This window comes from Pseudomonas sp. AA-38, from assembly GCF_029457475.1.
GTDB lineage: Bacteria > Pseudomonadota > Gammaproteobacteria > Pseudomonadales > Pseudomonadaceae > Aquipseudomonas.
Genome location: NZ_CP120359.1, coordinates 89,411 through 116,201, shown reverse-complemented (window position 1 = coordinate 116,201; position 26,791 = coordinate 89,411). Strand labels below are relative to the sequence as shown.

The window sequence follows — 26,791 nt, the reverse complement described above, 5'->3', positions numbered from 1 at the left end:
CATGCAGCATCGCTACCGAACCGCCGTCCTGCTGGCCCTGGCCATTGCCCTGGCCGGCTGCGCTGGCAACTACAAGTTCAGCGACGATCAATACCGCCCGCTGGGCGACCCTCAAGCAGAGAAACGCGGCCACTGACCGCAAGGAGTAGGTTCACCATGGAACTGGTATTCGATGTGGTCAGCGCGCAGCAGTTCGTGCCAGGTCTGATGACCACCAAGACCTTCAAGCAGGCCGGTGGCGTGATCGGCCGTGCCGAGGAATGCGACTGGGTGATCCCCGACCGCAAGCGGGTCATCTCCAGCCGGCACGCGGAAGTGAGCTATCGCGATGGCGCCTTCTACCTGACCGATACCAGCAGCAATGGCATATCCCTCAAGGACAGCGGTGCCAGCCTGGCCAAGGGCCGCCCGCAGCGTATCGAGCACGGCAGCGTGTACTGCCTGGGCGACTTCGAGATACGCGCGCGGCTGATCCGCGACCCGGCCATGTTCGAGGGCGATATCGGCCTGCCACAGGCGGCCGGCAGCATCATCCCCGATGATGCCTTCCTAGATCTCGACCCGATCACCGCCCTGGAGCAACAGGAGCGCGTCTACGCCGAAGTGGACGACCTGACCGCCGTGCTGCGCCCCAGCAACGCCCAGGCGCAGCAACGCGACTATGCGCAGATCGACGAGGAAAACCTGCTGGTGCCCGAGCTGGTGATGCCGACTCCCGCGCCGCAAGCCAAGCCTGCCCCGGAACCCGAGCGCCTGCCGCCGACCTTCTGGGAGAAATTCGCCGACGCCCTCGGCGTGCGCCTCGACGACCTAGACGAAGAAGCCCGCCAAGCCCTGGCGCTCAATGCCGCGAAACTGCTCAAGCAAAGCGTCGGCAGCCTGCAACAGGCCCTGCGCACCCGCAGCGAGCTGAAGAACGAACTGCGCCTGGCCCTAACCACCGTGCAGAGCGCCGGCAACAACCCGCTCAAGCATGGCCTGGATACCAGTGAAACCCTCAGCGTCCTGCTGCGTGGCGGCAAGGCCGGGCAACTACCCGCCGAGCAGGCCATCAGCCGCAGCTTTCGCGATCTGCAGGCGCATCAGGTGGCGCTGCTCGCCGCCAGCCGCGCAGCGGTCAAGGGCATGTTCGAGCAACTGGCCCCCGAGCAACTGACCCTGCGCTTCGAGCGCGAAGGCCGCAAACCCCTGATCGCCACCGATGGCAGCCGCTGGCGCGCCTATCGTCGCCTGCACACCTCGCTGGAAAAGAACGACGACTGGAGCGACCGCCTGTTCGCCCGCGATTTCGCCAGCGCCTACGAAGAGCAGGTTCGCCTGATCGCCACCCTCAATACCGACCTTCAAGGATGATACCCATGCCTCGCTTGCTTACCCTGGCGCTCACCGCTGCGCTGCTGACCCTCGCCGGTTGCTCCGCGCTGTCGCCCTACTCCAAGCTGACCAAACTGGATCTGAGCCTGGCCGGTAGCGACCAGCTCAACCCGGATCTCAACGGCCGCCCCTCGCCCATCGTGGTACGCCTGATGGAGCTCAAGCACCCGGTGGCCTTCGAGAACGCCGATTTCTTCTCCCTCTACCAGCGCCCCAAGGAAGCCCTGGCGCCTGACCTGGTGGCCTACGAGGAACTGGAGCTGCGCCCAGGTGAAACCCGCGACCTCAAGCTCACGGTGCAGGAAGGCAGCCGCTACGTCGGCGTGCTCGCCGCCTACCGCGACCTGCCGGAAGCCGACTGGCGCTACGTCATCCCGGTGGAGGCACTGGAGCGCAACCAGGCCAATCTGAGCCTGGACGAGCGCGGCATCCGTAACCTCGATGACGAGCAGGAGCAGGCACAATGAGCCAGCACAAAGTCATCTGGCAGGAAGGCATGCTGCTGCGCCCGCAGCACTTCCAGCAGAACGATCGCTATCTCGATCACCAGCTCAAGGTGCGTACGCAGAAGCTGGCCAGCTATGCCTGGGGCTTCTTCGAGCTGGAGATCGACCGGCAATTCCTCAACATGGGCAAGCTGGTGGTGAGCAAGGCCAGCGGTGTGCTGCCCGACGGCAGCCTCTTCGACCTCGGCGTCGAGCGCGAGCCGCTGGGCCTGGACGTGCCGCCGAACACCGGCAATACCCCGGTGTACCTGGCGCTGCCGCTGGTCACCGGCAACCACATCGAGAGCCGTCGCCCGGAGCAGAAGGACGTACTGGCCCGCTATGTCGCCTTCGACGAAGAGGTTGCCGACTGCAACGCCGGCGACAGCAGCGTCAGCCAGGTCAGCACCGGCCGCCCGGATTTCCGCCTGCTGCTCGGCGAGCAGCAGAACGACCAGGCCTACGTCAAACTCAAGCTGTGCGACGTGCTCGACACCACCCCGGATGGGGTGATCAGCCTCGACCCGGAATTCAGCCCCACCTACGTCAACTTCCAGGCCTCCGGCTACCTGCTGAGCTGCCTCAAGGAAGTGATCAGCATGCTCGCCCACCGTGGCGACATCCTCGCCGAGCGTATCCGCGCCACCGGCAAGGTGGGCGGCGCCGAGGTCGGCGACTTCATGATGCTGCAGTTGATCAACCGCTACGAGCCGATCCTGCGTCACCACCTGGGCGTCGAGCAGGTGCACCCGGAGCAGATCTACCGCGAGCTGGTCGGCCTGCTTGGCGAGCTGGCCACCTTCTCCAGCGAAAGCAAGCGTCCGCGCCTGGAGGGCCGCTACCTGCACAGCGACCAGGGTCTGAGCTTCCGCAAGCTGATGGACGCCATCCGCCAGGTGCTGTCGATGGTGCTCGAACAGCACGCCATCGAGATGCTCCTGCAGCAACGCCAGTACGGCATCCAGGTGGCGCCGCTGCACGACCACAAGCTGCTCGGCACCTCCAGCTTCGTGCTCGCCGCCAGCGCCCAGTGCGACTCCGAGGAGCTGCGCCAGCGCCTGCCGGCGCACCTCAAGGTCGGCCCGGTGGAGCGCATCCGCCAACTGGTCAACCTGCACCTGCCGGGGATCAAGGTCAAACCGCTGCCGGTGGCACCACGGCAAATCCCCTTCCACTCGGGCAAGACCTACTTCGCCTTGGAGCTCAGCTCCGAAGAGCTGGCGCAGTTGGAACGCTCCGGCGGCTTTGCCTTCCACGTGTCCGGCGAGTTCTCCGGGCTTGAGCTGAAATTCTGGGCGATCAGGAACTGACCATGACAACCAAGGAAATGGAATACGGCCAGGATGACAAGACCGTCATCCTCAACCGCAAGGGCGAAGCCCGTGCCGAAAGTCCGCTGACCGACTTCAGCGCGCCGCCGAAATTCGAGCAGCTCGAAGAGCGCATGATCTTCGCCGCACGCCTGCGCCCGGCAGAGAGCTTCAACATCAGCCTCAACCCGTTGGTGGCCGCGGCCTCCTCGCTGCTCTCGGAAGTGGTGCGCCTCAAGCACAGCTTCGAGAGCGAGGATCTGGACGCCCTCAACCAGCGCCTGACCCGCGAGATCAAGGTGTTCGAGCACCGCGCCCTGCAGGATGGCGCCGAGAGCAGCCAGGTGATGGCGGCGCGCTACGTGCTGTGCACCGTGGTCGACGAGGCGGTGGTGACCACCCCCTGGGGCAACGAGAGCCAGTGGTCGCAGATGAGCCTGCTGTCCTCCTTCCACAACGAAACCTTCGGCGGCGAGAAGTTCTTCCAGTTGCTCGAACGCCTGTCGCGCAACCCGGTCAAGCACCTGCCGATGCTGGAGCTGATGTACCTATGCCTGTCACTCGGTTTCGAGGGCAAGTACCGCGTGTTGCAGCGCGGCATGCTTGAACTGGAAGCGGTGCGCGACAGCCTCTACCGGCAGATTCGCCAGTTGCGTGGCGACGTGCCGCGCGAGGTGTCGCCGCACTGGCAGGGCCTCAAGGACACCCGTCGACGCCTGGTGCGCATCGTGCCCTGGTGGCTGGTGGCCCTGTTCACCCTGATGTGCCTGGTGATGATGTATGCCGGCTTCGCCTGGGTACTGGGCGAGCAGCGCGACACCGTCCTCAAGCCGTATCAGCAACTCGACCCGGCCTCGGGTGTCAGCATGGATGACGTGAAATGAAGAGCTTTTTCGCCAAATTAGGCGCCTTTTTCCGCAAGACCTGGGTCTGGAGCCTGTGCCTGGTGCTGGTGCTCGCCCTGCTGGTGTGGTTCGTCGGCCCGCTGCTGGCGGTCAACGACTACAAGTTCTGGGAGTCGGCCACCAGCCGCCTGCTGACCATCAGCCTGATCTTCCTGCTCTGGGGCCTGGCCATGGTCTTCGCCAGTTGGCGTGCCACCGCGCGCAAGAAGGCCGCCGAGAACGACGCCGATGCCCAGGAGCGCCTGCGCCGCGAGGAGCAGGTCAACGAGGAGCAGGCCGAGCTGCGCCACCGCTTCAAGGACGCCCTGCGCACCCTCAAACGCTCCAGCCTGTACCGTGGCCGTAGCGAGAAATGGCGCAATGACCTGCCCTGGTACCTGCTGCTCGGCCCGCAAGGCAGCGGCAAGACCAGCCTACTGGACTTCTCCGGCCTGGACTTCCCGCTCAACCGTGGCGAGAGCCAGCGCCTGACCAAGGACGTCTCCGGCACCCGTTACGCCGACTGGTACTTCGCCGACCACGCGGTGCTGATCGACACCGCCGGGCGTTATCTCACCCAACCCGACGCGCAGATCGACAGCAGCGGCTGGAATACCCTGCTCGGCCTGCTCCGCCAGCGCCGGGCGCGCCCGCTCAATGGCGTACTGGTGAACATCCCGGTCGAGTATCTGCAGGGCGGCAGCGAAGTGGAGCTGGAAACCCTGGCACGCCAGACCCGCCAACGCCTGCATGAAATCCATCAACGCCTCGGTGCCGACGTGCCGGTCTACCTGGTGCTGAGCAAGGCCGACAAGGTGCTGGGCTTCGACGAGTTCTTCGATCAGCTCTCGCGTGAGGAAAGCGAGCAGGTGCTCGGCGCCAGCTTCCGCAAGGAGCAGAACCCCAGCGACGTCGGCGTGGTGCGCCAGGAGTTCGAGGAACTGCTGCGCCGCCTCAACAGCCAGGTGATCCTGCGCATGCACCAGGAGCGCGACACCCAGCGCCGTGGCCGCATTCTCGATTTCCCGCACCAGCTCGGCCTGATTGGTGAGCGCCTGTGCCTGTTCATCGAGCTGGCCTTCTCCGGCAACCGCTACCAGCGCGCCAGCAAGCTGCGCGGCTTCTACCTGACCAGCGCGCCGCAACTGAACGAACAGCTCGACCCGCTGACCGCCGGCATCGGCCGCAACATCGGCCTGACCGACAGCGCCCTGCCCACCTTCCGCACGGGCCGTGCGCGCTTCATCAACCACCTGCTCAGCCGGGTGATCTTCCCCGAGTCGGAACTGGCCGGCCTGGATCAGAAGGAAGTACGCCGTATCGACTGGGGCCAGCGCGCCATGTACGCCACCGCCTTCGTCGTCCTGGCCGTGTTCGGCGTGCTCTGGGCCACCGGCTTCTCAGCCAACCACGGGCGCCTGGAAGAGCTGCGTGACATCGCCCAGACGCTCACCCAGGAGCATGAGTCGATCAACCCGCAGGACGATGCCCTGCAAGTGCTCAAGGCGCTGGACAGCAGCTACGCCGCCACCCAGGTGTTCCCGCCCAAGGGCGATGTGTCCTACCTGCAACGCACCGGCCTGTTCCAGGGCGAGGCGGTCAACCCGCCGGTGTACTCGACCTACCGTGCCGAGCTGGAAAACCTCCTGCTGCCGCGCGTGGCGCGGCAACTGGAGGCGCAGATCCGCGCCAACCTGGGTGATCGCGAGCGCCTGCTCGGCAGCCTGCGCGCCTATCTGATGCTCAATCTGGAAGAACGTCGCGACCCCGACTTCCTCAAGGAATGGGTGGCCGCCGACTGGTCGGTGCGTTACACCGGCAACAGCCTGGCGCAGCATGGCCTCAACACCCACTTCGCCCGTCTGCTGAGCGAGCCGTTCGCGCCCTATGCGCTCAATGCGCAACTGGTGGCCCAGGCACGCCAGGTGCTGCGCAGCGAGTCGCTGGCCAACGTGGTCTATCGCATGCTCCGCGAGCAGGCGCGCAGCCTGCCGGACTACCGCCTGAGCCAGAAGCTCGGCCCGCAAGCCGGGCTGATCAATGGCAGCGACTACGCCATCCCCGGCTTCTACACCCAGAGCGGCTACAGCAAGACCTTCACCGCTCAGGGTGGCAGCCTGGTGCGCGAGATCCTGCGCGACAACTGGGTGCTGGGCGAAGGCGAGACCCTCAGCGCCGGCGACCTCAGCCGCCTGATGGTGGAGCTGGAGCAACTGTACTTCCGCGACTACGGCAACTACTGGGGCGAAGCCATCGCCCAGCTCAGCCTGGAGCCCATCGGCAGTGCCGGTCGCGGTGCCGCCATGCTCAATGGCCTGACCGCTGCCAACTCGCCGTTGCTGCAACTGCTGGTGGAGATTCGCGACAACACCCGCTTCAAGGGCCTGGCCGAAGCCGCCGATGATGCCGGTGCCGCCGCTGATGCCCTGGAAGGCGCCAAGGGCAAGCTGGGCAAGGCTGCCAAGCTGGCCAGCGCCGCCGCCGAACAGGCTCAGCAAGCCCTGGCCAAGAACACCCCGGACACCGCGCGCAAGACCCTGGAGCGCCGCTTCGAGAGCCTGCACAAGCTGCTCGACGACAACGGCGGTGCCGGTGTCGACCTGGCGGCCGGCATGCAGGCGCTGGACGAGCTGCAACGACAACTGGCCAGCCTGGCCAATGCCGGTGCCAGCGACCAGGCCGCGTTCGAGATGGCCAAGGCGCGCATGGCTGGCAAGCGTGACGCGATCAACCAGGTGCGCAGCGCCGCCGCACGCCTGCCGCAGCCGGTGGGCAACTGGCTGGCACTGCTGGCCGAGGATAGCTGGACACTGGTGCTCAACGACGCCTACCACTTCCTCAACCAGCGCTACCAGAGCGAGCTGTACGCGGCCTACGACAACTCGCTGAAGCAGCGTTACCCGTTCAGTGCGCACAGCGAGAGCGACGTGGCGGTGGCCGACTTCCGCGAGTTCTTCAAGGCCCAGGGCATCGCCGAGCGCTTCTTCGACCAGTACCTGCGCGCCTTCGTTAGCGGCAGTGCCGACGAATACCGCCTGCGTCGCGTCGATGGCCGTGGTCTGCCGCTGTCGCGCGAGTTCCTCCTGCAGATGAGCCGCGCCCAGGTGATCCGCCGCAGCTTCTTCGCCGAGAACCCGGCCGAGCCGCAGGTGCTGTTCAAGCTCGAGCCTTACTCGCTGGACTCCAGCCTGAGCCGCGCCGACTTCCGCTTCGGCAATCAGGGGCTGGAATACCGCCACGGCCCGATCGTCGCCACCGCCTTCCGTTGGCCGGCGACGAGCGGCGAGGATCGCACCAGCCTGGTGGTCGAGGAACTGGGTGGGCGCCGCGTCGGCATCGAGAAGAACACCGGCCCCTGGTCGCTGTTCCGCCTGCTCGACCTGATGGACGTGGACTACCACAGCGGCCGTGACGTGCTGATCCTCAAGGCCAACCTTGGGGGCTTGCATGCCAACTACCTGCTGCACAGCCAGCGCTCGCCGAATCCATTCGACATCGGCCTGCTGCGCAGCTTCAAGTTGCCGGCGACGCTCTGATGAGCGCTGTTGCCAACGCCTGGCGCAGCGCCGCGCGCACCGACACCGGCAAGGTGCGCGCGCGCAACGAGGACGCCTTCCTGGCCCTGCCCGAGCAGGGCCTGTGGGTGGTGGCCGATGGCATGGGCGGGCACCAGAACGGTGCCCTGGCCAGCCGCCTGGTGGTCGAGCATTTGGCCGAGTTGCCACGCGATGGTGGCCTGGCAGAACGCCTGGTGAACCTGCGCCAGTGCCTGCATCGCCTCAACCATCGCCTCGGCCAGGAACTGACGGTAACCGCCGAACGCACCGACACGGTGATCGGCACCACCGTGGTCGCCCTGCTGCTGGAAGACGACCGTGCCGCCTGTGTCTGGGCCGGCGACAGCCGCTGCTACCTCTGGCGTGGCGCGCGGCTGTACCAACTGAGCCGCGACCATTCCCTGGTGCAGCAACTGATCGACGAACAGGGCCTGGCGCCGCAGGAGGCCGCGCGCCACCCGGCGGCCCATGCCCTGACCCGCGCCATTGGCGCCAGCGAAACCCTGCAACTGGACATCCTCGAACTCGACGTGCTGCCCGGCGATGTCTTTTTGCTGTGCAGCGACGGGCTCTACCAGGGCGTTTCCGCCGACACGCTGGGCGCCTGCCTCAACCTGCCTTCGCCGCACCTGGCCGTGGAGCGCCTGTTCCAGCACGCGCTCGACGGCCCGGCCCGTGACAACATCAGCGCCGTGGTGATCCGCCGATGACCGAATCCGCCGAAGCCAGCAACCTCACCTACTTCGCCCTGGCCGCCACCGCTGCCAAGCCCGCCGAGCGCGCAACCCCGCGCCAGGCGCCGGGCGAGCTGCCGGACGTGCTCGGCGGGCGCTACAAGATCGAGCGCCTGCTCGGCGTCGGCGGCATGGGCGCGGTGTACCGTGCCCGCGACCTGCTGCGCGAACAGTTCGGCGACCCCGAACCCTACGTGGCGCTGAAGACCCTCAGCGACGACTTCGCCGAGTACCCGGACGCCAACGCCCTGCTCTACAGCGAGTTCGCCCTCACCTCGCGGCTCAACCATCGCCACGTGGTGCGCCTGTTCGGCTTCGAGGTGGACACGGCCTGCGAACGCGCCTTCATCACCCTGGAGCTGATGCGTGGCCTGACCCTGGATCAACTGCTCTGCGAGCGCCCCGAAGGCCTGAGCTGGGAAGAGCTGCGCGATATCGCCATTCCCCTGCTCGACGCACTGGCCTACTCCCACGAACTGGGCGTACTGCACGGTGATCTGAAACCCAGCAATGTGATGCTGGCCGACGACGGCCTGCGCCTGTTCGATTATGGTCTGGGCCAGCCGGTGGAAGGCCTGCTGCCCGGCCTGCCACGTCTGTGCCGCAATCGCATCGCCGCCTGGACGCCCCGCTACGCCGCACTGGAATTGCTCGAAGGCGCCGCGCTGTCGGCCGCCGCCGATGTCTATGCAGTGGCCTGCGTGCTGGTGGAACTGGCCAGCGGGCAACACCCGTTCCGCCGCCTGAGTGCCAAGCAAGCCAGGAGCATGGAACTGGACAAGCATCTGCAACGCCCGGCGCAGGTGCCCCAGCACTGCTGGCAGGCCCTGCGCACCGCGCTGGCCTTCGAGGAAAGCCAGCGGCAAATCGATTGCAACGCGCTGCTCGAGGCCTTTCGCCGGCCACCAGCTTCGCGTCTGCAACGCTGGCTGGGCAAAAAAGCGTAGCAGGCAGTTGAAAACGGACTCACTCGAAAGGATACGCACATGTTCAACCCGGCCAACGAAACCCATTTCAGCCTGAACATCGAGGGTGTCGAGCACGACCTGCAGGTGCTCGAATTCAACGGGCGAGAGGCCGTCAGCCAGCTCTACCGCTTCGACGTGGAACTGATCAGCGAGCGCCCCGACCTCGACCTCAAGGCCCTGCTGCAACAGCGTGCCTTTCTCGCCTTCAGCCCCAATGGCGATGGCATCCACGGCATCATCCACCGCGCCGAGCAGGGCGAGTCCGGCAAACGCCTGACCCGCTACCGCCTGAGCCTCGTGCCGCAGCTCAAGCTGCTCGAATACCGCATCAACCAGCGCATCTTCCAGCATCTGAGCGTGCCGCAGATCGTCGCCCAGGTGCTCGAGGAACACGGCATCGTCCAGGGTGGCTACGAATTCCAGCTCGGCCCCACCGTCTACCCCGAACGCGACTACTGCGTGCAGTACGACGAGAGCGACCTGCACTTCGTCCAGCGCCTGTGCGAAGAGGAAGGCATCCACTACCACTTCCGCCACAGCGAAAGCGGCCATGTGCTGGTGTTCGGCGACGACCAGAGCGCCTTCGCCAAGCTTGGCCGGCCCACGCCCTACGTTCAGGACAGCGGCATGACCGCCGATGACCCGGTGCTCAAGCGCCTGGCCCTGCGCCTGGAAACCCGTACCCGGCGCACCACGCGCCGCGACTACGACTTCGAGCAACCGCGCCTGTTGCTGGAAGCCACCTACCAGGGCGATAAGGCCGGCGAGCTCGACCACCTGCCCGCCCTCGAAGACTACGACTATCCTGGCCGCTACACCGACCGCACGCGCGGCAAGCACCTGGCCAAACGTGCCCTGGAACGCCACCGCAGCGACTACCAGCAACTGCAAGGCAAGAGCGACCAACCGCGCCTGGTCAGCGGCCACCTGCTGGAGATCTCCGAACACCCGCAGCGCGAATGGAACGCCCTGTGGCTGCTCACCGAAGTGCAGCACCAAGGCAAGCAACCGCAAGTCTTGGAAGAGTCGATACTCGATCTCCCCTCTCCCATTCATGGGAGAGGGGCCGGGGAGAGGGTGTATCAGGCGACACCGACTTTACCCAGGGCTACCGCAACCGCTTCCTCGCCACCCCCTGGGACGTGCCCTTCCGCCCACCGCTGAAACACCCCAAACCCAAGGTACTGGGCAGCCAGACCGCCGTGGTCACCGGCCCTGTCGGCGAAGAAATCCACTGCGACCAGTATGGCCGGGTGAAGGTGCAGTTCTTCTGGGATCGCGAAGGCCAGGCCGACGACAAGACAAGCTGCTGGCTGCGCGTCAGTTCGAGCTGGGCGGGTGATCGCTACGGCGCCATCACCATCCCCCGTATCGGCATGGAGGTACTGGTCACCTTCCTCGAAGGCGACCCCGACCAACCGCTGGTCACCGGCTGCCTGTACCACGCCGAACACGTCGTGCCCTACGACCTGCCGGCGAACAAGACCCGCAGCGTGTTCAAGACCCTCAGCAGCCCGGGTGGTGGCGGCTATAACGAACTGCGCATCGAAGACCGCAAGGGCGCCGAGCAGATCTACCTGCACGCCCAGCGCGACTGGGACGAAAACATCGAGCACGACCAGAAGATCCGCGTCGGCAACGAGCGCCACGACACCGTGGAGAAGAACAGCTACACCGAGCTGCTGGCCGAGGAACACCTCACCGTCACCGCCGAGCGCAAGGTGGAAGTCAAACCGCAGGATCACTTGACGGTAGGCACCGACCAGCACATCAAACTGGGCACCGCGCAACTGACCAAGGCAGGCCGCGAGATTCATCTGAAGGCCGGGCAGAAAATGGTCATCGAAGCCGGCATCGAACTGACCATCAAGGCCGGCGGCAGCTTTATCAAGCTCGACCCTGGCGGCATCACCATCAGCGGCCCGCTGGCAAGACTCAATGCCGGCGGCTCACCGGGCAAGGGCTCAGGGCTCAAGATCAAACCGCCCGTGCTGCCAGACGCGGCGGATAGTGACAAGGCGGGGAGTTTGTTGGAGCAGGCGTTGGCCAATGAGCTGATGCCCAAGGCAAAACCCAAACGCACGCTGAATTTCTCCGGTTAACAGGGATCAAGCGCGGGCTCTATTCACGCCCGTGAACAAGGACTATCACCATGGCAGATAACAAACCGATCAACTGGGCCTATCCGTTCAAGACCGCCGGGGAAGACAGTAAAGAAGTCAGCGACCCGCAGATCTATCTCGATGCCTTGGCCAAAGCCAAAGATGGCTTCTACCCCATGGGCGCCAATGGCCTCTGGCACGGTGGCGTGCATTTCGATGACAACACCGCTGGGAGCCTTGACCAGTCCTCGATTCGTTGCATCGCGGATGGCGAGGTGATTGCTTACCGGATCGACCAGCGCTGTCCCACCACCCAATACGGTGACGGCCCCACGGTCGTGCATCTGCCGTTCTCAACAGGGTTCGTATTGGTCAGGCATCGATTGGAACTGCCGTCTTTACCTGCACCCACCACTCCTGCCGGTGAGACAGGCGACACCACAGCAGCCACAACGCCTACAGATACAGCCACGCCAGCCGCTACGGACACCGAAAGCGCACCAGCCAGTGAAGGGCTGACTTTTTACAGCCTGTATATGCACCTGCTCGACTGGGACAGCTATAAATCAGCCACTGCCCCTGAGCCCGCGGAGTTCCTCGCGCCGACCTGCTATGTGGTCAAGTCCACCACCGATGATCCACTCGTGGGCTTGCGAGTCCGCGCATTCAATGACGACGGAACAAGCAAGGTACTCGCCTTGCTCCCCAAGGGCTGTAAGGTCACGCTCGGTGAAGCGCACAGCATCAAGACGAAATATAAAAAGCTACTCAGCATCGATGAAGGCGTGGCCATACCCGCCCTACCGGCAGGTACTGAAGGCTGGGTGTATGAGGATGAATTGACCGACAACACCGTAGCGGATAAGGCCACGGATACCGAGCCCACACTTACCCTCAGCCATCAGGGCTTGAATGTACGCAAGGAGGGTACACGAACCGGCACCATCATCGGCGTATTGCCGCGTGGTGCCACACTCAAGGTGGCGAAGGGGAAAAAGGGCTATTGCAAGGTGCTGGAGGTCATGGACTATCGCGGCGTACCCGCACTGCCCAACGGGCCGGATGATAAACCGCTGGGTTACGTTTTCTTCGACGCACTCGAAACACAGAAAACCAAGCCCGGTGCGCTGGATAGCGTTTATATCTTGCCTGAGCCTTATTCGATCAAGGCCGGTGAACTGGTAGGGCATATCGGTAAGTACCAGAACCAAGACGAAGGCACGGCCAAGAAACGCCTGCACCTGGAAGTGTTCACCAGTGAGGACGTCCCGGCCTTTATCGAGAAAAGCCGTGCTATCGGGGAAAAACTGCCGGATGAACAGAAGACCCTGATCAAGGTGGAAAAGGGCTCGAAGATCGCCCAGCCCGCCGCCGCCGATGCCCAAGTCGAAGCGAACGTGGATGTGCGTCTCTGCAGCGACTCACCCAAGGCCGGCTGCTGGGCCAAGGTGCAGAAGTACGTCATCTGCAACGCCGACAAGAACAGCGAGCTAGGCAGTTACAGCTCGACAACGCTTACCTATCCGCTAAGTGCTACGCAGAAGACAACCCTGGCAACCCGAATGGGCGTCGATGCTGCGGATATGCCGAATCAGGTCGACTTTCTCAAGGTGTATTCCAACTCGGTCGAGGGGGGCGACCCTCATGATTACGAAGGAGGCAATATCCCCAAGACCCATCCATGGCGCAAAGTCGGCGCTGTAATAGGCAAGCCCTTCTGGGTCAAGCGATCGGCACTGAACGCTCAGGGCCGGCGCAGCAGCACGGCCGGCTCGCTCGATGCCTGGACGGAGTTCCCCCTGCACAGTGGCCTGGAAGGTAAAGCCAGCGGTTACGTACGCATACTGCCCGCCAGCTCCTGGGACGCTTTGCCCGATGAGCGTAAAGCCATCGACGCTGAGAAGGTGCGCTGGTGGTACGTCACAGTCGGTGACATGGAAGGCAACGACATCTCCGGTTGGGCAGCAGAAAAAGACCTTATCGTCACACGTCACTCGCCCTGGGAATGGCCTGGCTTCAGCACCCTCCAAGACAAAGTATCTCTGGACGCCCACCTGGCACGAACCCTCGACGCCACCGGGCGTGCTACAGAAGAGGAAACCGCAAGCTACGCGGCAATGATCGAAGAAGCCGAACGCGGCCCCGTTCTCAGCAAGCTGTACGAGATCATCGACCAGCCGGACGAAAAGGGCGTACGCGACAAGAAACTCACCCCGGCGGAATTTCAGGCTGCACTCGCCAAACCCTGGCTGGCACAACAACTATCCTTGCTGATCAGCCAGCATGAAAGCGAGTGGTTCTGGAACGAAAGCAAATGGAACCAGCTAGACAAGCTGATGGAGCACACACCGGAAGATCCGAATCCTCAGTGGGTAAAAGAGAAAGAGCGGATTAAAACGCTTAGCTGGTGGAAGGAATTGGCAGGGCAGCCAGGGATAGCGGCGGATGGGGTGGCTTGGCATTTTCAGCCCATATCACTACCGGAAGCATTCTCCAAATCAGGTGCAGTTATATGCAGCAGGTGCAAAAAGAACATCGCTATTTCCTATGAGTTCTTGAGAGGTATAGCTTATAGTGCCGCGCAAGATGAAAGAATAAAAGAGATTGTCGAACAGCTGAATTCTTATATTGCAAAGTATGAGGCAAATACCTGCTCACAAGTAAAGCACCTTCTCGCTCAAGCCAAGCACGAAACCGAAGGCTTTACCAAATTCAGAGAGCCACTAAACTATGTTAGTTATACAGGCGAGGGGTTATACGCCATGGCCCCTACAGCAATAAACAATGGGTTTGATAGAAAGGGAATAACATTTTCAAGCAGAGAAGAAAAAATTCAATGGATACAAGACAATCTCATAAATAACGATGCGGCATATGGGGAGCATGCATTTGGCTCAGAGGAGCAGCCTGGTAAAGACTATCGAGGTCGCGGGCTTTTGCACCTAACACACTATGGTGCATATAAGCGCTGTGCCGCCGCTATAGGCGTAGAGATTCATAAAAATCCAGAGTTAGTAGAAAGCGATTCAAGGGTTATAGTGGAGACGGGACTTTGGTTCTGGAAGGATAATAATTTAAAGCGAATAGCGGAAGACAGAAGCATCACCACGGATGTTGCAGTGGAAAGAGTAACCAAGATAATAAATACTGGGCTTAAGGGGCTTGATGAGCGGAAGCGCTTTATGATTGAAATCTCTCAAGAATTTTCCAGGGCATATGGGGAGGGCTGCTCATGAGAATTAGCCAAATATTATTTTTACTGATGCTCTTTTTTACTGCAGCCTGTAAAGCTGAATGTAATTTCATCAACGAAAAAAATATACATGAAGCAGTCAAGATATCAGACTCTATCTATGTTGTTTTTGGAAAGGTGCGTGCTCCAGGCGAGATAATATCTGACGACAATTATCAGATATCCCTTGCAGCCTTTAATTGCGACACGCAAGCCTATAAAGAGTTCGAGCGATTGCAGTATCTAGCTTCGCCCGGTCGAGTCGCCGGAGTCTTACTTACTGACGCACCAGCTAAAAATACTGGGCTGCTATTTATCATTCATGCTACAGAAGTAAGCAACTCTGCCACGGGGGTGAACTATTCAAGTGACTACTATAGTGTTCGAGTATATCGCGTACGCAACGGAGTTTTTGAGATTGAAGAAAACTTAACTAGTTTCTTCGGTGCGGGAGGGGATATCTTTGAAGGGCGCGCAGATAATATTGTGTATCGCTACCCTTATAAAACCACATCAGATATAGAGAGTACAATTTCAAAAGCGGACTATGTTGATCTTGCGTCTGGAAAAATTCTCAAAAAAGAAATTAGCCAAAAAGTTTATCTGCATGACGAACCCCTAGAAAGCTTGAGAACAAAAAAATACTTGATTAAAGGCGATCATGTTGAGTTAAGTCGTCAAACAGCCGGATGGTGTTATGTGGGATACGACAATCCCAAGCACGGGATGATTAATGGATGGATTGATTGTCAGGCCATAAAAGATTTCCTCAGAAAATGATGGGCGGTATTTTGTGGTTGTATCAACTCGTCCATTGATAAATCTGATAGCCATTTAGCTGTCCATTACGCTTCCTATGGATGCAAATTCCAATTTCTCAACATTCTTCGAATCCGTTCTTTAAAAACAGATCGAACGCACTTGGCGTCAGATGACGCCAAGTGAGGCCATCAGTCAGCCTTACCGTTTCGATGTGGAATTGATCAGCGAATGCGCGGATCTCGATCTGGCCAGCCTGCTGCACCAGCGCGCCTTCCTCGCCTTCAGCCCCAACGGTGACGGCATCCACGGCATCGTTCACCGCGCCGAGCAGGGCGAGTCCGGCAAGCGCATGACCCTCTACCGCCTGGCCATCGTGCCGCAGACCGTTGCCCCAGGCGGTGGAAGAACACGGCATCGTCCAGGGCGGCCTCCGTTAGCATGAGCTCCCCCTCGACAAGCTATTCTTCAATATGGGAAGACCAAGCAAGGTTTATGGCATTTTGCTAATGCACAAGTGATTCTAATGGACAGGTTATGTGTTACACACGCATACAGTATGAGCCACCCTATGCCGCAAGATTTTGTATATCGCCGGGCGCATGAATAATGAAGTTCAAGATATTATCAAGAAATATATTTCAGGCTTGAATGGCACTTACTTAGCGCTAAGTAATTGATTGGAAAAAGAAAGGCTGCTCTTGGTCTACGGTGATAGTTGCGAACACACACCGAGTCCAAGGAGCAGCCCACGTGAATCCTAGGCGCCAAGCCGTCATTCATCAACAGCAGCGTGTCCGCCGAGAAGCTTCAAATACTGATGCCTACGCCTTCTTCAACCTGCTGACCAGCCCCGAATTGTTCGACTGCGTCGAGTCATTGCTGCCGGATCATCGGGAGCGTCTGTTCCCGCCTACGGAGACGCTTTCCATGTTCATGGCTCAGGCGTTAAATGCCGATCGCTCCTGTCAGAAGGCTGTTAATGACATGGCCGTCAAGCAATTGCTCGGCGGCTTGAAGCCTTGCAGCACACATACTGGTGGTTACTGTCGAGCCCGCCAGCGGTTACCTGTAGAGATGGTTTCCACCTTGGTACGAAGTACCGGCAACATGGTCAGTGCTTACTCAGCCAAGACCTGGCAATGGATGGGGAGACCGGTGCGACTCGTGGATGGAACGACGGTGTCGATGCCGGATACGGCAGCCAATCAGGCGGCTTATCCGCAATCGCGTGGGCAAAAACCTGGCCTAGGTTTTCCGATCTGCCGGCTGGTTGGAATTGTCTGCCTGTCCAGTGGTGCGGTGCTGAATGCGGCACTGGGGCGTTTTCGGGGTAAGGGTGGCGATGAGCAAACATTGCTGCGGTCAATGCTCGATACGTTGAACACCGGCGATGTTCTGGTGGGGGATGCCTACTACGCGACCTACTTTCTGCTATGCGAATTGCAGCGTAGAGGCATTGATGGCGTGTTCGAGCAGTATGGCGCGCGTCGACGCAGTACCGACTTTCGGCGCGGTAGACGCTTGGGTACGCGCGATCACCTGATTGGCCTGGACAAACCCCAGAAGCGCCCGGCATGGATGAGCTTGGAGCACTATGAACAAGTTCCCGAGAGACTGGAGATTCGAGAATTGAAAGTCGGGGGCAAGATACTGGTAACGACCTTGTGCTGCGCCAACCACACGTCCAAGGCAGAGCTGAAAAGCCTGTTCAAAAACCGTTGGCATGTCGAGCTGGATCTGCGCAACCTCAAGACCACGATGGGGCTTGAGATGCTGAGTTGCAAAACACCCTCGATGGCCATCAAGGAACTCTGGGTTTACCTGCTGGCGCACAACCTGATCCGGTTGATCATGGCGCAATCGGCATCACTGGTTGATTGCTTGCCACGTGAGCTGAGCTTCAAGCACAGCCTCCAGTTATGGCTGGCCTGGAGACAATTTGCTGATGACCTGGAACGGGGTGAACACCTGGCTGGCCTGTTGCTCCTGATCGCTCAACAACGCGTTGGAAACCGTGCTGGACGGGCAGAACCTCGGGCTCTCAAACGAAGGCCGAAACCCTATCCATTACTGACTCGAACACGACAGTCTGCCCGCGCGGAAATCAAGAGAAGCGGTCATCACAAGAGGGCTAAGTAAGTGCCATTCGAATCTGCCCCCTTTTCCCGGAGTAAGTCCATGAAGACAACTATTCTCTTGTTAGCGTTTATCCTACCACTAAGCTGTCTGGCAGATTACCCAGAAATAAGTGAAACAATTGCTTATAGCGGGAATATCGGCAAGCAAGATGTTTTTATGACATTAAGCACTATGAATGAGAGAGTAATTGGAAGTTACTTTTACAAAAAATACAAAGTGCCAATTCCTCTGAGCGGCCATGTTTTAGGTTCAAATCTGATGCTGATAGAGGTAACCGATAAAGGTGATGCACATATAGAGGCAGAGTTAAAAGATGGCGTAATTGAGGGAGAATGGACTCTCAATGGCAAAGCTCACACGATTGCCTACAAGGCCTTGAGCAAGTCATATTCAACTATAATTAATAAGATCGAAGTTCTGTATGGTGATAACAGTAGAGCACTGCTTGTCACTTTTATTAATGGTGTTAGTCAGAAAATAAATATACCGGTAATCGAGGAGCGAACGCTAGTGATCTTTGAGGACTTTACATTTGACGGTTATCCTGATATGAGGGTTCTTGAACTTGAGGCGGGTGGGAATAGCTCATTCATTTATTTTGACTATGATTCAGAAAGTAAAAAATTCAAGCCATCTTCAAGTGAAATAAGTCGCTTAGTAAACCCCCAAGTATTTCATGGCGAGAAAGTCATTGTCTCGGTATCGAAAGATGGGTGCTGCATTTACCATGCAGTCAAGATATTGCCGACAGAGATTCGCTTTGCCAATTACGACTTCAAATTAAAGAATGGAACTGAAACAACAAAAGACAAAATTGTGCAGGGTGAGTCGAGACGCTCAATAGATAAGAAATACTTTGAAGAAAATTATTTGAACTTCAAAAGCGAGTCCGATAAAAAATAAATCTGAAAAATCATCTTGCCGATCTTGGGCGGGGTATTTTTATTTTGCGGCTATGCCAGCTTACCCATTGACAAACCTGAGAACCATCTGGCCGACCTTTACACTTCCGAGTAGGTGCAAAGCGCTGCCCAGAAGACCATCCTGGCATCTCGAATGGGCGTCGATGCTGCGGATATGCCGAATCAGGTCGACTTTCTCAAGGTGTATTTCAACTCGGTCGAAGGGGGCGACCCTCATGATTACGAAGGAGGCAACATCCCCACGACCCATCCATGGCGCAAAGTCGGCGCTGTAGTAGGCAAGCCCTTCTGGGTCAAGCGATCGGCACTGAACGCTCAGGGCCGGCGCAGCAGCACGGCCGGCTCGCTCGATGCCTGGACGGAGTTCCCCCTGCACAGTGGCCTGGAAGGTAAAGCCAGCGGTTACGTACGCATACTGCCATCCAGTTCCTGGGACGCCTTGCCCGATGAACGCAAAGCCATAGACGCCGAGCAGGTGCGCTGGTGGTACGTCACAGTTGGTGACATGGAAGGCAACAACATCTCCGGTTGGGCACCAGAAAAAGACCTGATCGTCACACGTCACTCGCCCTGGGAATGGCCGGGCTTCAGCACCCTGCAAGACAAACTTCCACTGGACGCCCACCTGGCAAGAACCCTCGACGCCACCGGGCGTGCTACAGAAGAGGAAACCGCAAGCTACGCGGCAATGATCGAAGAAGCCGAGCGCGGCCCCGTTCTCAGCAAGCTGTACGAGATCATCGACCAGCCGGACGAAAAGGGCGTGCGCGACAAGAAACTCACCCCGGCGGAATTTCAGGCTGCCCTCGGCAAGCCCTGGTTGGCACAGCAACTTTCCCTGCTGATCAGCCAGCATGAAAGCGAGTGGTTCTGGAAAGAGAGCAAATGGAATCAGCTAGGGAAGGTCTGAAATAGGCCGCTATTTCTGGCCGACTTCGGCCACTGCCGATTTTGAAAGAGTCCATCTGATCGAAAATGCTCAGATAACCCGCTTGTTTCTCCGTTTCTGACCTCCGCAATCAACCTGCGGAGGCCATTTTCCACATTACAGACGCACCTCTCCTGCACCCACCAACAAATATCGGCGTGCCATCCACAGGTTCGACAGAGCGAATAACGTCACCATCTGGACGGTGTTCTTCGCCAAGCCACGAAACCGCACCTTGGTGTAACCAAACTGGCGTTTGATCACCCGGAACGGGTGCTCAACCTGCGGATTCCACGGTCATCTGGCCACCCATTCCATGAACATCTGACCACCGATTCCACGCTGATCCGGCCACCCATTCCACGCGCATCCGGCCACTGATTCCACGGCCATCCGGCCACTCAACCGGGCAGGCAGCTACGCAGGATTTCTTCACTACCATCGACCTCTTTTTCGAAGCAGAGAGGTCGTCGTGGAGCGTTTATCCATGCGTAAGATTCGCGAAGTACTACGTCTCAAGTTCGAGGTCGGACTATCAGCTCGCCAGATTGCGGTCAGCGTGCAGGTCGGTCGTGTCACCGTCGGCGACTACCTCAATCGTTTTGCCGCCAGTGGTCTCAGTTGGCCCTGTTCGTTGTCCGATGCCGAGTTGGAGCAGCAACTGTTCCCGCCGGCCCCGGCGGTTGCCAGCGAGAAGCGGCCTTTACCCGATTGGGCATGGGTGCATGCCGAACTGCGCCGCCCCGGGGTGACCCTGGCGCTGCTCTGGCAGGAGTACCGCCTGAGCCAGCCGCAGGGCTTTCAGTACAGCTGGTTCTGTGAGCATTACCGAGCCTGGCAGGGCAAGTTGGACGTGGTGATGCGTCAGGAGCACCGCGTCGGCGAGAAGCTGTTCGTCGACTATGCCGGCCAGACGGTGCCGGTTATCGATCGCCACAGCGGCGAGATCCGCCAGGCGCAGGTGTTCATCGCAGTGCTCGGCGCGTCCAGCTACACCTTCGCCGAAGCCACCTGGTCGCAGCAGCTGCCGGACTGGCTAGGCTCCCATGCCCGCTGCTTTGCCTTCCTCGGCGGCGTGCCGGAGATCGTGGTGCCGGACAACCTGCGCAGCGCGGTAAGCAAGGCCCATCGTTACGAGCCGGACATCAACCCCAGCTACCGCGACCTGGCCGAGCACTACGGAGTGGCGGTGGTGCCGGCGCGGGCACGCAAACCGCGCGACAAGGCCAAGGCCGAAGTCGGCGTGCAGGTGGTCGAGCGTTGGATCCTCGCGGCCCTGCGCAACCGTCAGTTCTTCTCCTTGGACGAACTCAACAGCGCCATCTCCGTGTTGCTGGAGCGGCTCAACCAACGCCCGTTCAAGAAGCTGCCGGGCTCGCGCCAGACGGCCTTCGACAGCCTGGATCGTCCGGCGCTGCGCCCCCTGCCGGTGCAACCCTACGTCTACGCCGAGTGGAAGAAGGCGCGGGTGCACATCGACTACCACGTCGAGGTCGATGGGCATTACTACTCGGTGCCGTATCAACTGGTGAAGAAGCAGTGGAGGTGCGCCTGACGGCGCGCACCGTCGAGTGTTTCCACGCCAACCAGCGAGTGGCCAGCCACCTGCGCTCAATGCACAAGGGCAGGCACAGCACGCAGGCCGAGCACATGCCCAAGAGCCATCGCGAGCATGCCGAGTGGACGCCGCAGCGGCTGATCCGCTGGGCCGAGCAGACCGGGCCGAACACCGCCGGCGTGATCCGGCACATCCTCGAACGGCGCATCCATCCGCAGCAGGGCTACCGGGCCTGCCTGGGCATCCTGCGCCTGGGCAAGACTCATGGCGAAGTGCGCTTGGAGCTGGCCTGCCGACGCGCCCTCAGCCTCGGCGCGTGCAGCTACAAGAGCCTCGAATCGATCCTGTGCCAGGGCCTGGAAAGCCTGCCGCTGGCTCAAGCCAACCTGCCGCTGCTGCCGGACGACCACGCCAACCTGCGCGGCCCCGGCTACTACCACTGAACCCAAGGAAACTCACCATGCTGCCCCATCCGACCCTGGACAAGCTGCAAACCCTGCGCCTGCACGGCATGCTCAAGGCGCTGAACGAACAACTGAAAACCCCGGACATCGACAGCCTGAGCTTCGAGGAACGCCTCGGCCTGCTGGTCGACCGCGAGCTGACTGAACGCGACGATAAGCGCCTGAGCAGCCGCCTGCGCCAGGCCCGGCTCAAGCACAACGCCTGCCTCGAAGACATCGACTACCGCAGCCCGCGCGGGCTGGATAAGGCGCTGATCCTGCAACTGAGCGGCGGCCAGTGGCTACGCGACGGCCTCAACCTGATCATCGGCGGCCCCACCGGCGTGGGCAAAACCTGGCTGGCCTGCGCCCTGGCCCACCAGGCCTGCCGGGACGGCTACAGCGTGCGCTACCTGCGTCTGCCGCGCCTACTGGAAGAGTTGGGCTTGGCCCATGGCGACGGGCGCTTCGCCAAGCTGATGAGCAGCTACGCCAAGACCGACCTGCTGATCCTCGACGACTGGGGCCTGGCGCCGTTCACCGCCGAACAGCGCCGCGACATGCTGGAGCTACTGGACGACCGCTACGGCCAGCGCTCGACCCTCGTGACCAGCCAAATGCCCGTGGACAACTGGCACGAACTGATCGGCGATCCAACCCTGGCCGATGCCATCCTCGACCGCCTGGTGCACAACGCTTATCGGATCAATCTGAAGGGTGAATCAATGCGCAAACGGACGCAGAAATTGACGACGCCAGCCAACCCAGACTAACAATGCCACCCCTGCGTCGCTGCGCTCCGACTGCCCGGCCGGATGGCCGTGGAACAGGTGGCCAGATGGCCCTGGAATGCCTGGCCAGATGAGAGCGGACTGGGTGGCCGGATGGCGTGGAATCCGCACTCAACCTTCGAGCGGGTCTGCGCTTTGGCTTTCTCGAGGCTGCGGTATGCCTTGTACAGTGCACTTTTCTTGCCGTGCTTTTCGTACGTGCTGCGCCGAGCCGCGATCTGCCAGATGACCTGGCGCCCCTCATGCTCCTCGCGCTTCTCGACGCCCGTATAACCGGCGTCAGCCGCCACCATGTTCTCTTCGCCATGCAGCAGCTTGTCCACCTGGGTGACGTCCGCAACATTGGCGGCTGTGACATGGATGTGGTGCACCAACCCCGACTCCACATCGACCCCGATATGTGCCTTGGCACCGAAGTAGTACTGGTTGCCTTTCTTGGTCTGGTGCATGTCGGGATCGCGTTTGCCTTCCTTGTTCTTGGTCGAACTGGGTGCATGAATCAGCGTGGCATCGACGATGGTGCCTTGACGCAAGGACAGGCCACGGTCGCCCAGGTAGCCATTGATGACACCGAGAATGCCGACAGCCAGGTCATGCTTCTCCAGCAGTCGACGGAAATTGAGGATGGTCGTTTCGTCCGGGATACGCTCCAGGCTCAAGCCTGCGAATTGGCGCAGAATGGTCGTTTCATACAGGGCCTCTTCCATTGCAGGATCGCTGTAGCCGAACCAGTTCTGCATCAGGTGTACCCGCAGCATAGCCATCAACGGGTAGGCCGGCCGACCGCCTTCACCTTTGGGATAATGCGGCTCGATCAGTGCCACCAACCCCTTCCAGGGCACAACCTGATCCATCTCGATCAGGAACAGCTCCTTGCGGGTCTGCTTACGTTTACCGGCGTATTCGGCGTCGGCGAAAGTCATTTGCTTCATTGAGAAACTCGGGCAACGGGATTGGCCTATTTCACCAGAAACGGGAGGTCTTCTTCAGACTTTCCCTAGACAAGCTGATGGAGCACACCTCGGAAGACCCGAACCCTCAATGGGTGCGAGAGAAGGAACGGATTAAAACGCTGAGTTGGTGGAAGGAATTGGCAGGGCAACCGGGGATAGCGGCGGATGGGGTGGCTTGGCATTTTCAGCCGCATGGTCTATTACAAAATTTCCATAGTAAAGTGAGTAAGTTGATTTGGCTGGGAAGGGTTAGAGAACTTTATGGAATGCGAGTATCCGAAGGATTCAGGGAAAGGATGTTAGCGCTAGGAGAGAATTTGAGTTTAGACCCCAATTATGTTATGGCGTGTATCGCCCTAGAAACAGGCAGAACTTTCAATCCGGCGATCAAAAATCCTAACTCCTCTGCCACAGGATTGATACAGTTTATGAGTTCAACAGCGGCTGACCTTGGCACAACAACTGCTCTCCTAGCAAAATGACGCATGTAGAGCAATTAGAATATGTTGAGAGGTACTTTCTGATGACTGCACGGAACGTCGGAGTGCCAACCTCGGAGTGGTCCTTAGGGGATGTTTATTTTTCCATTTTCACTCCAAGCATAATAAAGAAGAAGCCAGAAGATACGATTTACGCTAATGGGCAAGCTGCATATACTGTGAATACATTTCATGATCGCAATAGCGATGGCTTTATAACGAAGCATGAAATTGCAGAAAATATTGCTGACTATTACAAAGCAGGCTTCAAATATGAAGAGTAAGTTTTTTATTCTTATTGCTGTGGCGTTATTCTCGACCGCTGCACGATGCGCCCCCCCTTTAATGCTTGTAACCACCGAGCAGATAGCAAGAGAGACAAGTGACCTGTTCTATGATGGCAGCATTAACGTCGACATCACCGGCGGCGGAAAAGCTGATAGTTCTTTGAACTTCTCATATTCAAAAATTGGGCCTACCTCCACATGTCCAGATACAGAAGATTGCAAGCCTATAACTAAGTCTGTTCTCACAGCTTATCTGGATCTCGGAAAATCTAGAATTCATATAAATTTCATGTGCGACTCGATAGGTTTATATGACGAGATATCTCACGGCATGAGAGATATTTTTTGCGGGCCAAATACTCGCCTAACGTGGAATGGCAAAAACTACGTCCAATCCGAGAGCAAACCATAAACGCGAAGGAAAACGGAAAGAGTAGCAAAATAGAAAAGGGGACACCCATTAGCCGGCATGGCGCAACCACGACCCGGCAAAGCCTGTATTTTTACGATAGTGTGAAGAAGCTTTTGGAGGAACAATAGTTGCTCCATCTCTTCGGTAAACGCTATTTACCTCCTGCCTCCAGCGCACTCTTCAGCGCCCCCGCCTCCTTGAACACCTTCTGCTCCACCAACTTCCCATCCTCCAACTGCAACCACAGCACTTCGCCCTCGCCAGCCGGGTAGCGCGAGGCGATGCGGGCGTCGCGGTCGAGGAGGATGCGGTAGTTGTAGCCGCGCATCTTCGGCAGGGCGAAGAGGTTGGCGATGACGCCCGGCATACGGCTGATATCGGCGAGGAAGACCGCCTGGCGCTGCTCCAGATAGCCCTTGGGCTTGTCTTCAAGCGCGGCGTTGACCAGCTTGGCGCCGTCCATGTCGCGGGCCACCAGCAGGATGTGGGTCTTGTCGTTCAGGGTGTAGGGCACCTCGAACTGATCCAGTAGCGTCCAGGGCGCCAGGCGTTCGCCGGGCTCCAGGGCCAGTGCAGCGGTGGACAGCAGGCACAGCAACATCAAGAAAACAGCTTTCATGCTGGAACTCCTAGGCTTTGTACGAAAAGTGCCTGCGCTCGGTGATGCTTCGTTAAAAACGGGTTCGGAATGCTCATTTACAGCTCGTAAACTCCGCTTCCTCACCCGTTTTTGCCTCGCCTGACCTTCGCTCGACGACTTTTCGTTCAGAGCCGCGCAGGGATAGCAGAGTTAGAGGTCTTCGTCGGTTACCAGGCGCACTTCGCTGGCATCCAGGGCGTATGCAGCGTCGGCCAGGTCATTGCTGATCTTTTCCACCTTGAGCGTGCCGCTGACCCAGATGGGCGCGTAGATGTCGTCGAGCACGATGCCCTTGGGGTAGCGCACCAGCACCAGTTGGTTGGGCGGCGGTGGCGGCACGTGGATGCAGGCGCCGGGGTAGGGCACGAGGAAGAACAGGGTGCTGTTGCCTTTCTCGTCGTTTTCCAGCGGCACTGGGTAGCCGCCCAGGCGGATGGCTTTGCCATCCAGCGCGGCGACGGTCTTGGCCGAGTACATCACCGCCGGCAGGTTCTTGTCTTGCTGGCGCAGGCCGCCCTTGCTGTAGAAGGTGCTGTCCCCTTCGGGGGTATCATGGCTGATCTCGGGCATCTCTTCGAGGGCCTTGCGGTCATCCGAGGGCATGAGGTCGAGCCAGTCGGTTTCCGGCAGTTCGGCGCGGGCCAGGCCGGTGAATAGCAGTAGAACGAGCAACAGGTGGCGCATGGTGTGAGGGATCTCGTGGCGGCGGTAAGCGAGAGCCGGCGTACCGGCTCCTGCGCAGGAGGGCAGGTCAGCCCTTCTTGATCGCGCCGTAGATTACCAGCAGAACGATGGCGCCGATCACCGCGCCGATGAAACCAGCAGCCTGCCCGGCCTGGTAGATGCCCAGTGCCTGGCCGCCATAGGTGGCGGCGATGGAACCGCCGATGCCGAGCAGGATGGTCATGATCCAGCCCATGCTGTCATCGCCGGGTTTAAGAAAGCGTGCGACCAGACCGACGATCAGGCCGATGAAAATGGTGCCGATGATGCTCATTAGCATGTCTCCTATAAGGCCGCTCAAGCGGCAGGCCCTGTATGGGACAGGCCAACGGCAGGTCAGTTCGCTTCGCCGGGTGGCGCAACGCCATGACGGCGATAGATCAGCGCCACTTCGCCCTGCTCGCGCATATGCTCGAGCTCCGCACTTAGGCGATCGTAGAGTTCGCGTCGGTCACTGCGATAACGCTTGAGCGAGGCGCCGAAGTGGTTGCCCAGTACCTGCCGGTGAGCGTAATGGGCATAGCTGTAGTCGTGAAATTCCAAGGCCTCGAACTGCGCTTCCATGGGGATGCGGTCGAGCACGGCGATGGCGTCGAGGCGACCGGCGCGGAACATGGCCGCCAGTTGCGTATCGTCGCTGGCGTAGATGCGCCCGAGCTGGTCGTCGCTGTCGAATGGCTCGAAATAGGCGGTGCCACGTTTGACCCCCAGGGCCAGCTCGTAGAGATCTTCGTAGCCACTCAGGCGGGCTTCCTGGCCGGGGCGCACGACGAAGCGAATGTGCAGCGGCTGATTGCCGATGCTGGGGAGGTAATGAACATAAGCGCGACGCTGTTCGGTGACCAATACCCGTGGCACCAGGTCGATGCGCCCGGAGCGCAGATCTTCGAGGCTGCGCAGGAAAGGGGCCTGGCGCCAATGCAGCTCGACACCAACACGCTGGGCCGCGGTTTCCAGCACGCTGATCAGCGGGCCGCTGGGCATGCCGTCAACCACGCGCATTTCCGGCGTACGCTCGCGAAAGTCGACGCGCAGCACGTCCTGCGCAGCGCCGCAGGTCAGGGCGAACAGTAGAGGAAAGAACGCGACTAGACGCTTCATGGAGGA

General features: G+C 59.9%; 21 protein-coding genes and 4 pseudogenes. 19 read left to right on the top strand and 6 right to left on the bottom strand.

Annotated elements, in window-relative coordinates:
* Position 1: 1 nt before the first annotated feature.
* From PVE35_RS00530 to PVE35_RS00460, 15 genes and pseudogenes are all read left to right on the top strand, one after another.
* The gene (locus tag PVE35_RS00530; protein WP_268180296.1) at positions 2–136 is read left to right on the top strand and encodes a type VI secretion protein; all 135 of its coding nucleotides are present in this window, start codon (positions 2–4) and stop codon (positions 134–136) included.
* Between the two features lie 20 nt (positions 137–156).
* Positions 157–1,353, top strand: coding sequence for a type VI secretion system-associated FHA domain protein TagH (gene tagH / locus PVE35_RS00525; RefSeq protein WP_277373436.1), 1,197 nt, complete (start codon positions 157–159; stop codon positions 1,351–1,353).
* Between the two features lie 5 nt (positions 1,354–1,358).
* Positions 1,359–1,841, top strand: coding sequence for a type VI secretion system lipoprotein TssJ (gene tssJ / locus PVE35_RS00520; RefSeq protein WP_277373435.1), 483 nt, complete (start codon positions 1,359–1,361; stop codon positions 1,839–1,841).
* Entirely contained in the window at positions 1,838–3,169 is a 1,332-nt protein-coding gene (gene tssK, locus PVE35_RS00515; protein ID WP_268180291.1) for a type VI secretion system baseplate subunit TssK, read from the top strand. Before tssJ ends, tssK begins: the two co-directional genes overlap by 4 nt.
* Positions 3,170–3,171: 2 nt before the next feature.
* The gene (gene icmH / locus PVE35_RS00510; RefSeq protein ID WP_268180289.1) at positions 3,172–4,053 is read left to right on the top strand and encodes a type IVB secretion system protein IcmH/DotU; all 882 of its coding nucleotides are present in this window, start codon (positions 3,172–3,174) and stop codon (positions 4,051–4,053) included.
* Entirely contained in the window at positions 4,050–7,589 is a 3,540-nt protein-coding gene (gene tssM / locus PVE35_RS00505; protein ID WP_277373434.1) for a type VI secretion system membrane subunit TssM, read from the top strand. Before icmH ends, tssM begins: the two co-directional genes overlap by 4 nt.
* Positions 7,589–8,320: a PP2C family serine/threonine-protein phosphatase gene (locus PVE35_RS00500; protein WP_268180285.1), complete on the top strand. Its 732-nt coding sequence runs from the start codon at positions 7,589–7,591 to the stop codon at positions 8,318–8,320. Before tssM ends, PVE35_RS00500 begins: the two co-directional genes overlap by 1 nt.
* Complete coding sequence (locus tag PVE35_RS00495; RefSeq protein ID WP_277373433.1) at positions 8,317–9,291, top strand: serine/threonine-protein kinase; 975 nt, start codon at positions 8,317–8,319, stop codon at positions 9,289–9,291. The genes PVE35_RS00500 and PVE35_RS00495 overlap by 4 nt, the downstream gene beginning before the upstream one ends.
* Before the next feature lie 39 nt (positions 9,292–9,330).
* Positions 9,331–11,414 (top strand): annotated as a pseudogene (gene tssI, locus PVE35_RS00490) (type VI secretion system tip protein TssI/VgrG).
* 50 nt (positions 11,415–11,464) lie between these two features.
* Positions 11,465–14,650 (top strand): glycoside hydrolase family 19 protein, encoded by a 3,186-nt coding sequence (locus tag PVE35_RS00485; RefSeq protein WP_277373432.1) that lies wholly within the window; start codon positions 11,465–11,467, stop codon positions 14,648–14,650.
* Positions 14,647–15,426 (top strand): hypothetical protein, encoded by a 780-nt coding sequence (locus PVE35_RS00480; RefSeq protein ID WP_277373431.1) that lies wholly within the window; start codon positions 14,647–14,649, stop codon positions 15,424–15,426. The genes PVE35_RS00485 and PVE35_RS00480 overlap by 4 nt, the downstream gene beginning before the upstream one ends.
* Positions 15,427–15,577: 151 nt before the next feature.
* Positions 15,578–15,850 carry a contractile injection system protein, VgrG/Pvc8 family gene (locus PVE35_RS00475; protein WP_277373430.1) on the top strand — a complete coding sequence of 91 codons (273 nt, stop codon included), beginning with the start codon at positions 15,578–15,580 and terminating at the stop codon, positions 15,848–15,850.
* Between the two features lie 308 nt (positions 15,851–16,158).
* Positions 16,159–17,547, top strand: a complete 1,389-nt coding sequence (locus PVE35_RS00470) for an IS4 family transposase (RefSeq protein ID WP_277373429.1) — start codon at positions 16,159–16,161, stop codon at positions 17,545–17,547.
* A gap of 39 nt (positions 17,548–17,586) precedes the next feature.
* Positions 17,587–18,450, top strand: coding sequence for a hypothetical protein (locus tag PVE35_RS00465; protein ID WP_277373428.1), 864 nt, complete (start codon positions 17,587–17,589; stop codon positions 18,448–18,450).
* A gap of 153 nt (positions 18,451–18,603) precedes the next feature.
* Complete coding sequence (locus PVE35_RS00460; protein WP_277373427.1) at positions 18,604–19,380, top strand: hypothetical protein; 777 nt, start codon at positions 18,604–18,606, stop codon at positions 19,378–19,380.
* A 135-nt stretch (positions 19,381–19,515) separates the two neighbouring features.
* On the opposite strand, the pseudogene PVE35_RS00455 reads toward PVE35_RS00460, so the two are convergent.
* Positions 19,516–19,683: pseudogene (locus PVE35_RS00455) on the bottom strand (transposase); the annotation flags it as partial.
* A gap of 202 nt (positions 19,684–19,885) precedes the next feature.
* On the opposite strand from PVE35_RS00455, the pseudogene istA reads away from it, so the two are divergent.
* Both istA and istB read left to right on the top strand, forming a co-directional pair.
* A pseudogene (istA, locus tag PVE35_RS00450) lies at positions 19,886–21,399 on the top strand (IS21-like element IS1491 family transposase).
* Positions 21,400–21,416: 17 nt separating this feature from the next.
* Positions 21,417–22,172, top strand: coding sequence for an IS21-like element ISPpu7 family helper ATPase IstB (gene istB / locus PVE35_RS00445; protein WP_230927319.1), 756 nt, complete (start codon positions 21,417–21,419; stop codon positions 22,170–22,172).
* Positions 22,173–22,300: 128 nt separating this feature from the next.
* Here istB and PVE35_RS00440 read toward each other — a convergent pair.
* Positions 22,301–23,122 (bottom strand): annotated as a pseudogene (locus PVE35_RS00440) (IS5 family transposase); the annotation flags it as partial.
* A 77-nt stretch (positions 23,123–23,199) separates the two neighbouring features.
* Between PVE35_RS00440 and PVE35_RS00435 the strand changes: the two are divergent.
* Both PVE35_RS00435 and PVE35_RS00430 read left to right on the top strand, forming a co-directional pair.
* Positions 23,200–23,625 (top strand): hypothetical protein, encoded by a 426-nt coding sequence (locus tag PVE35_RS00435; protein WP_277373426.1) that lies wholly within the window; start codon positions 23,200–23,202, stop codon positions 23,623–23,625.
* Positions 23,626–23,666: 41 nt separating this feature from the next.
* Positions 23,667–23,906: a hypothetical protein gene (locus tag PVE35_RS00430; protein ID WP_277373425.1), complete on the top strand. Its 240-nt coding sequence runs from the start codon at positions 23,667–23,669 to the stop codon at positions 23,904–23,906.
* A 566-nt stretch (positions 23,907–24,472) separates the two neighbouring features.
* Here the strand turns inward: PVE35_RS00430 and PVE35_RS00425 are convergent.
* From PVE35_RS00425 to PVE35_RS00410, 4 genes are all read right to left on the bottom strand, one after another.
* Positions 24,473–24,940, bottom strand: a complete 468-nt coding sequence (locus PVE35_RS00425; RefSeq protein ID WP_277373424.1) for an FAD/FMN-containing dehydrogenase — start codon at positions 24,938–24,940, stop codon at positions 24,473–24,475.
* A 171-nt stretch (positions 24,941–25,111) separates the two neighbouring features.
* Positions 25,112–25,645, bottom strand: coding sequence for a DUF3299 domain-containing protein (locus tag PVE35_RS00420; protein WP_277373423.1), 534 nt, complete (start codon positions 25,643–25,645; stop codon positions 25,112–25,114).
* Between the two features lie 67 nt (positions 25,646–25,712).
* Entirely contained in the window at positions 25,713–25,958 is a 246-nt protein-coding gene (locus tag PVE35_RS00415; RefSeq protein WP_277373422.1) for a GlsB/YeaQ/YmgE family stress response membrane protein, read from the bottom strand.
* Positions 25,959–26,020: 62 nt separating this feature from the next.
* On the bottom strand, positions 26,021–26,785 hold the full coding sequence (locus PVE35_RS00410) for an ABC transporter substrate-binding protein (RefSeq protein WP_277373421.1): 765 nt from the start codon (positions 26,783–26,785) through the stop codon (positions 26,021–26,023).
* Positions 26,786–26,791: the final 6 nt, after the last annotated feature.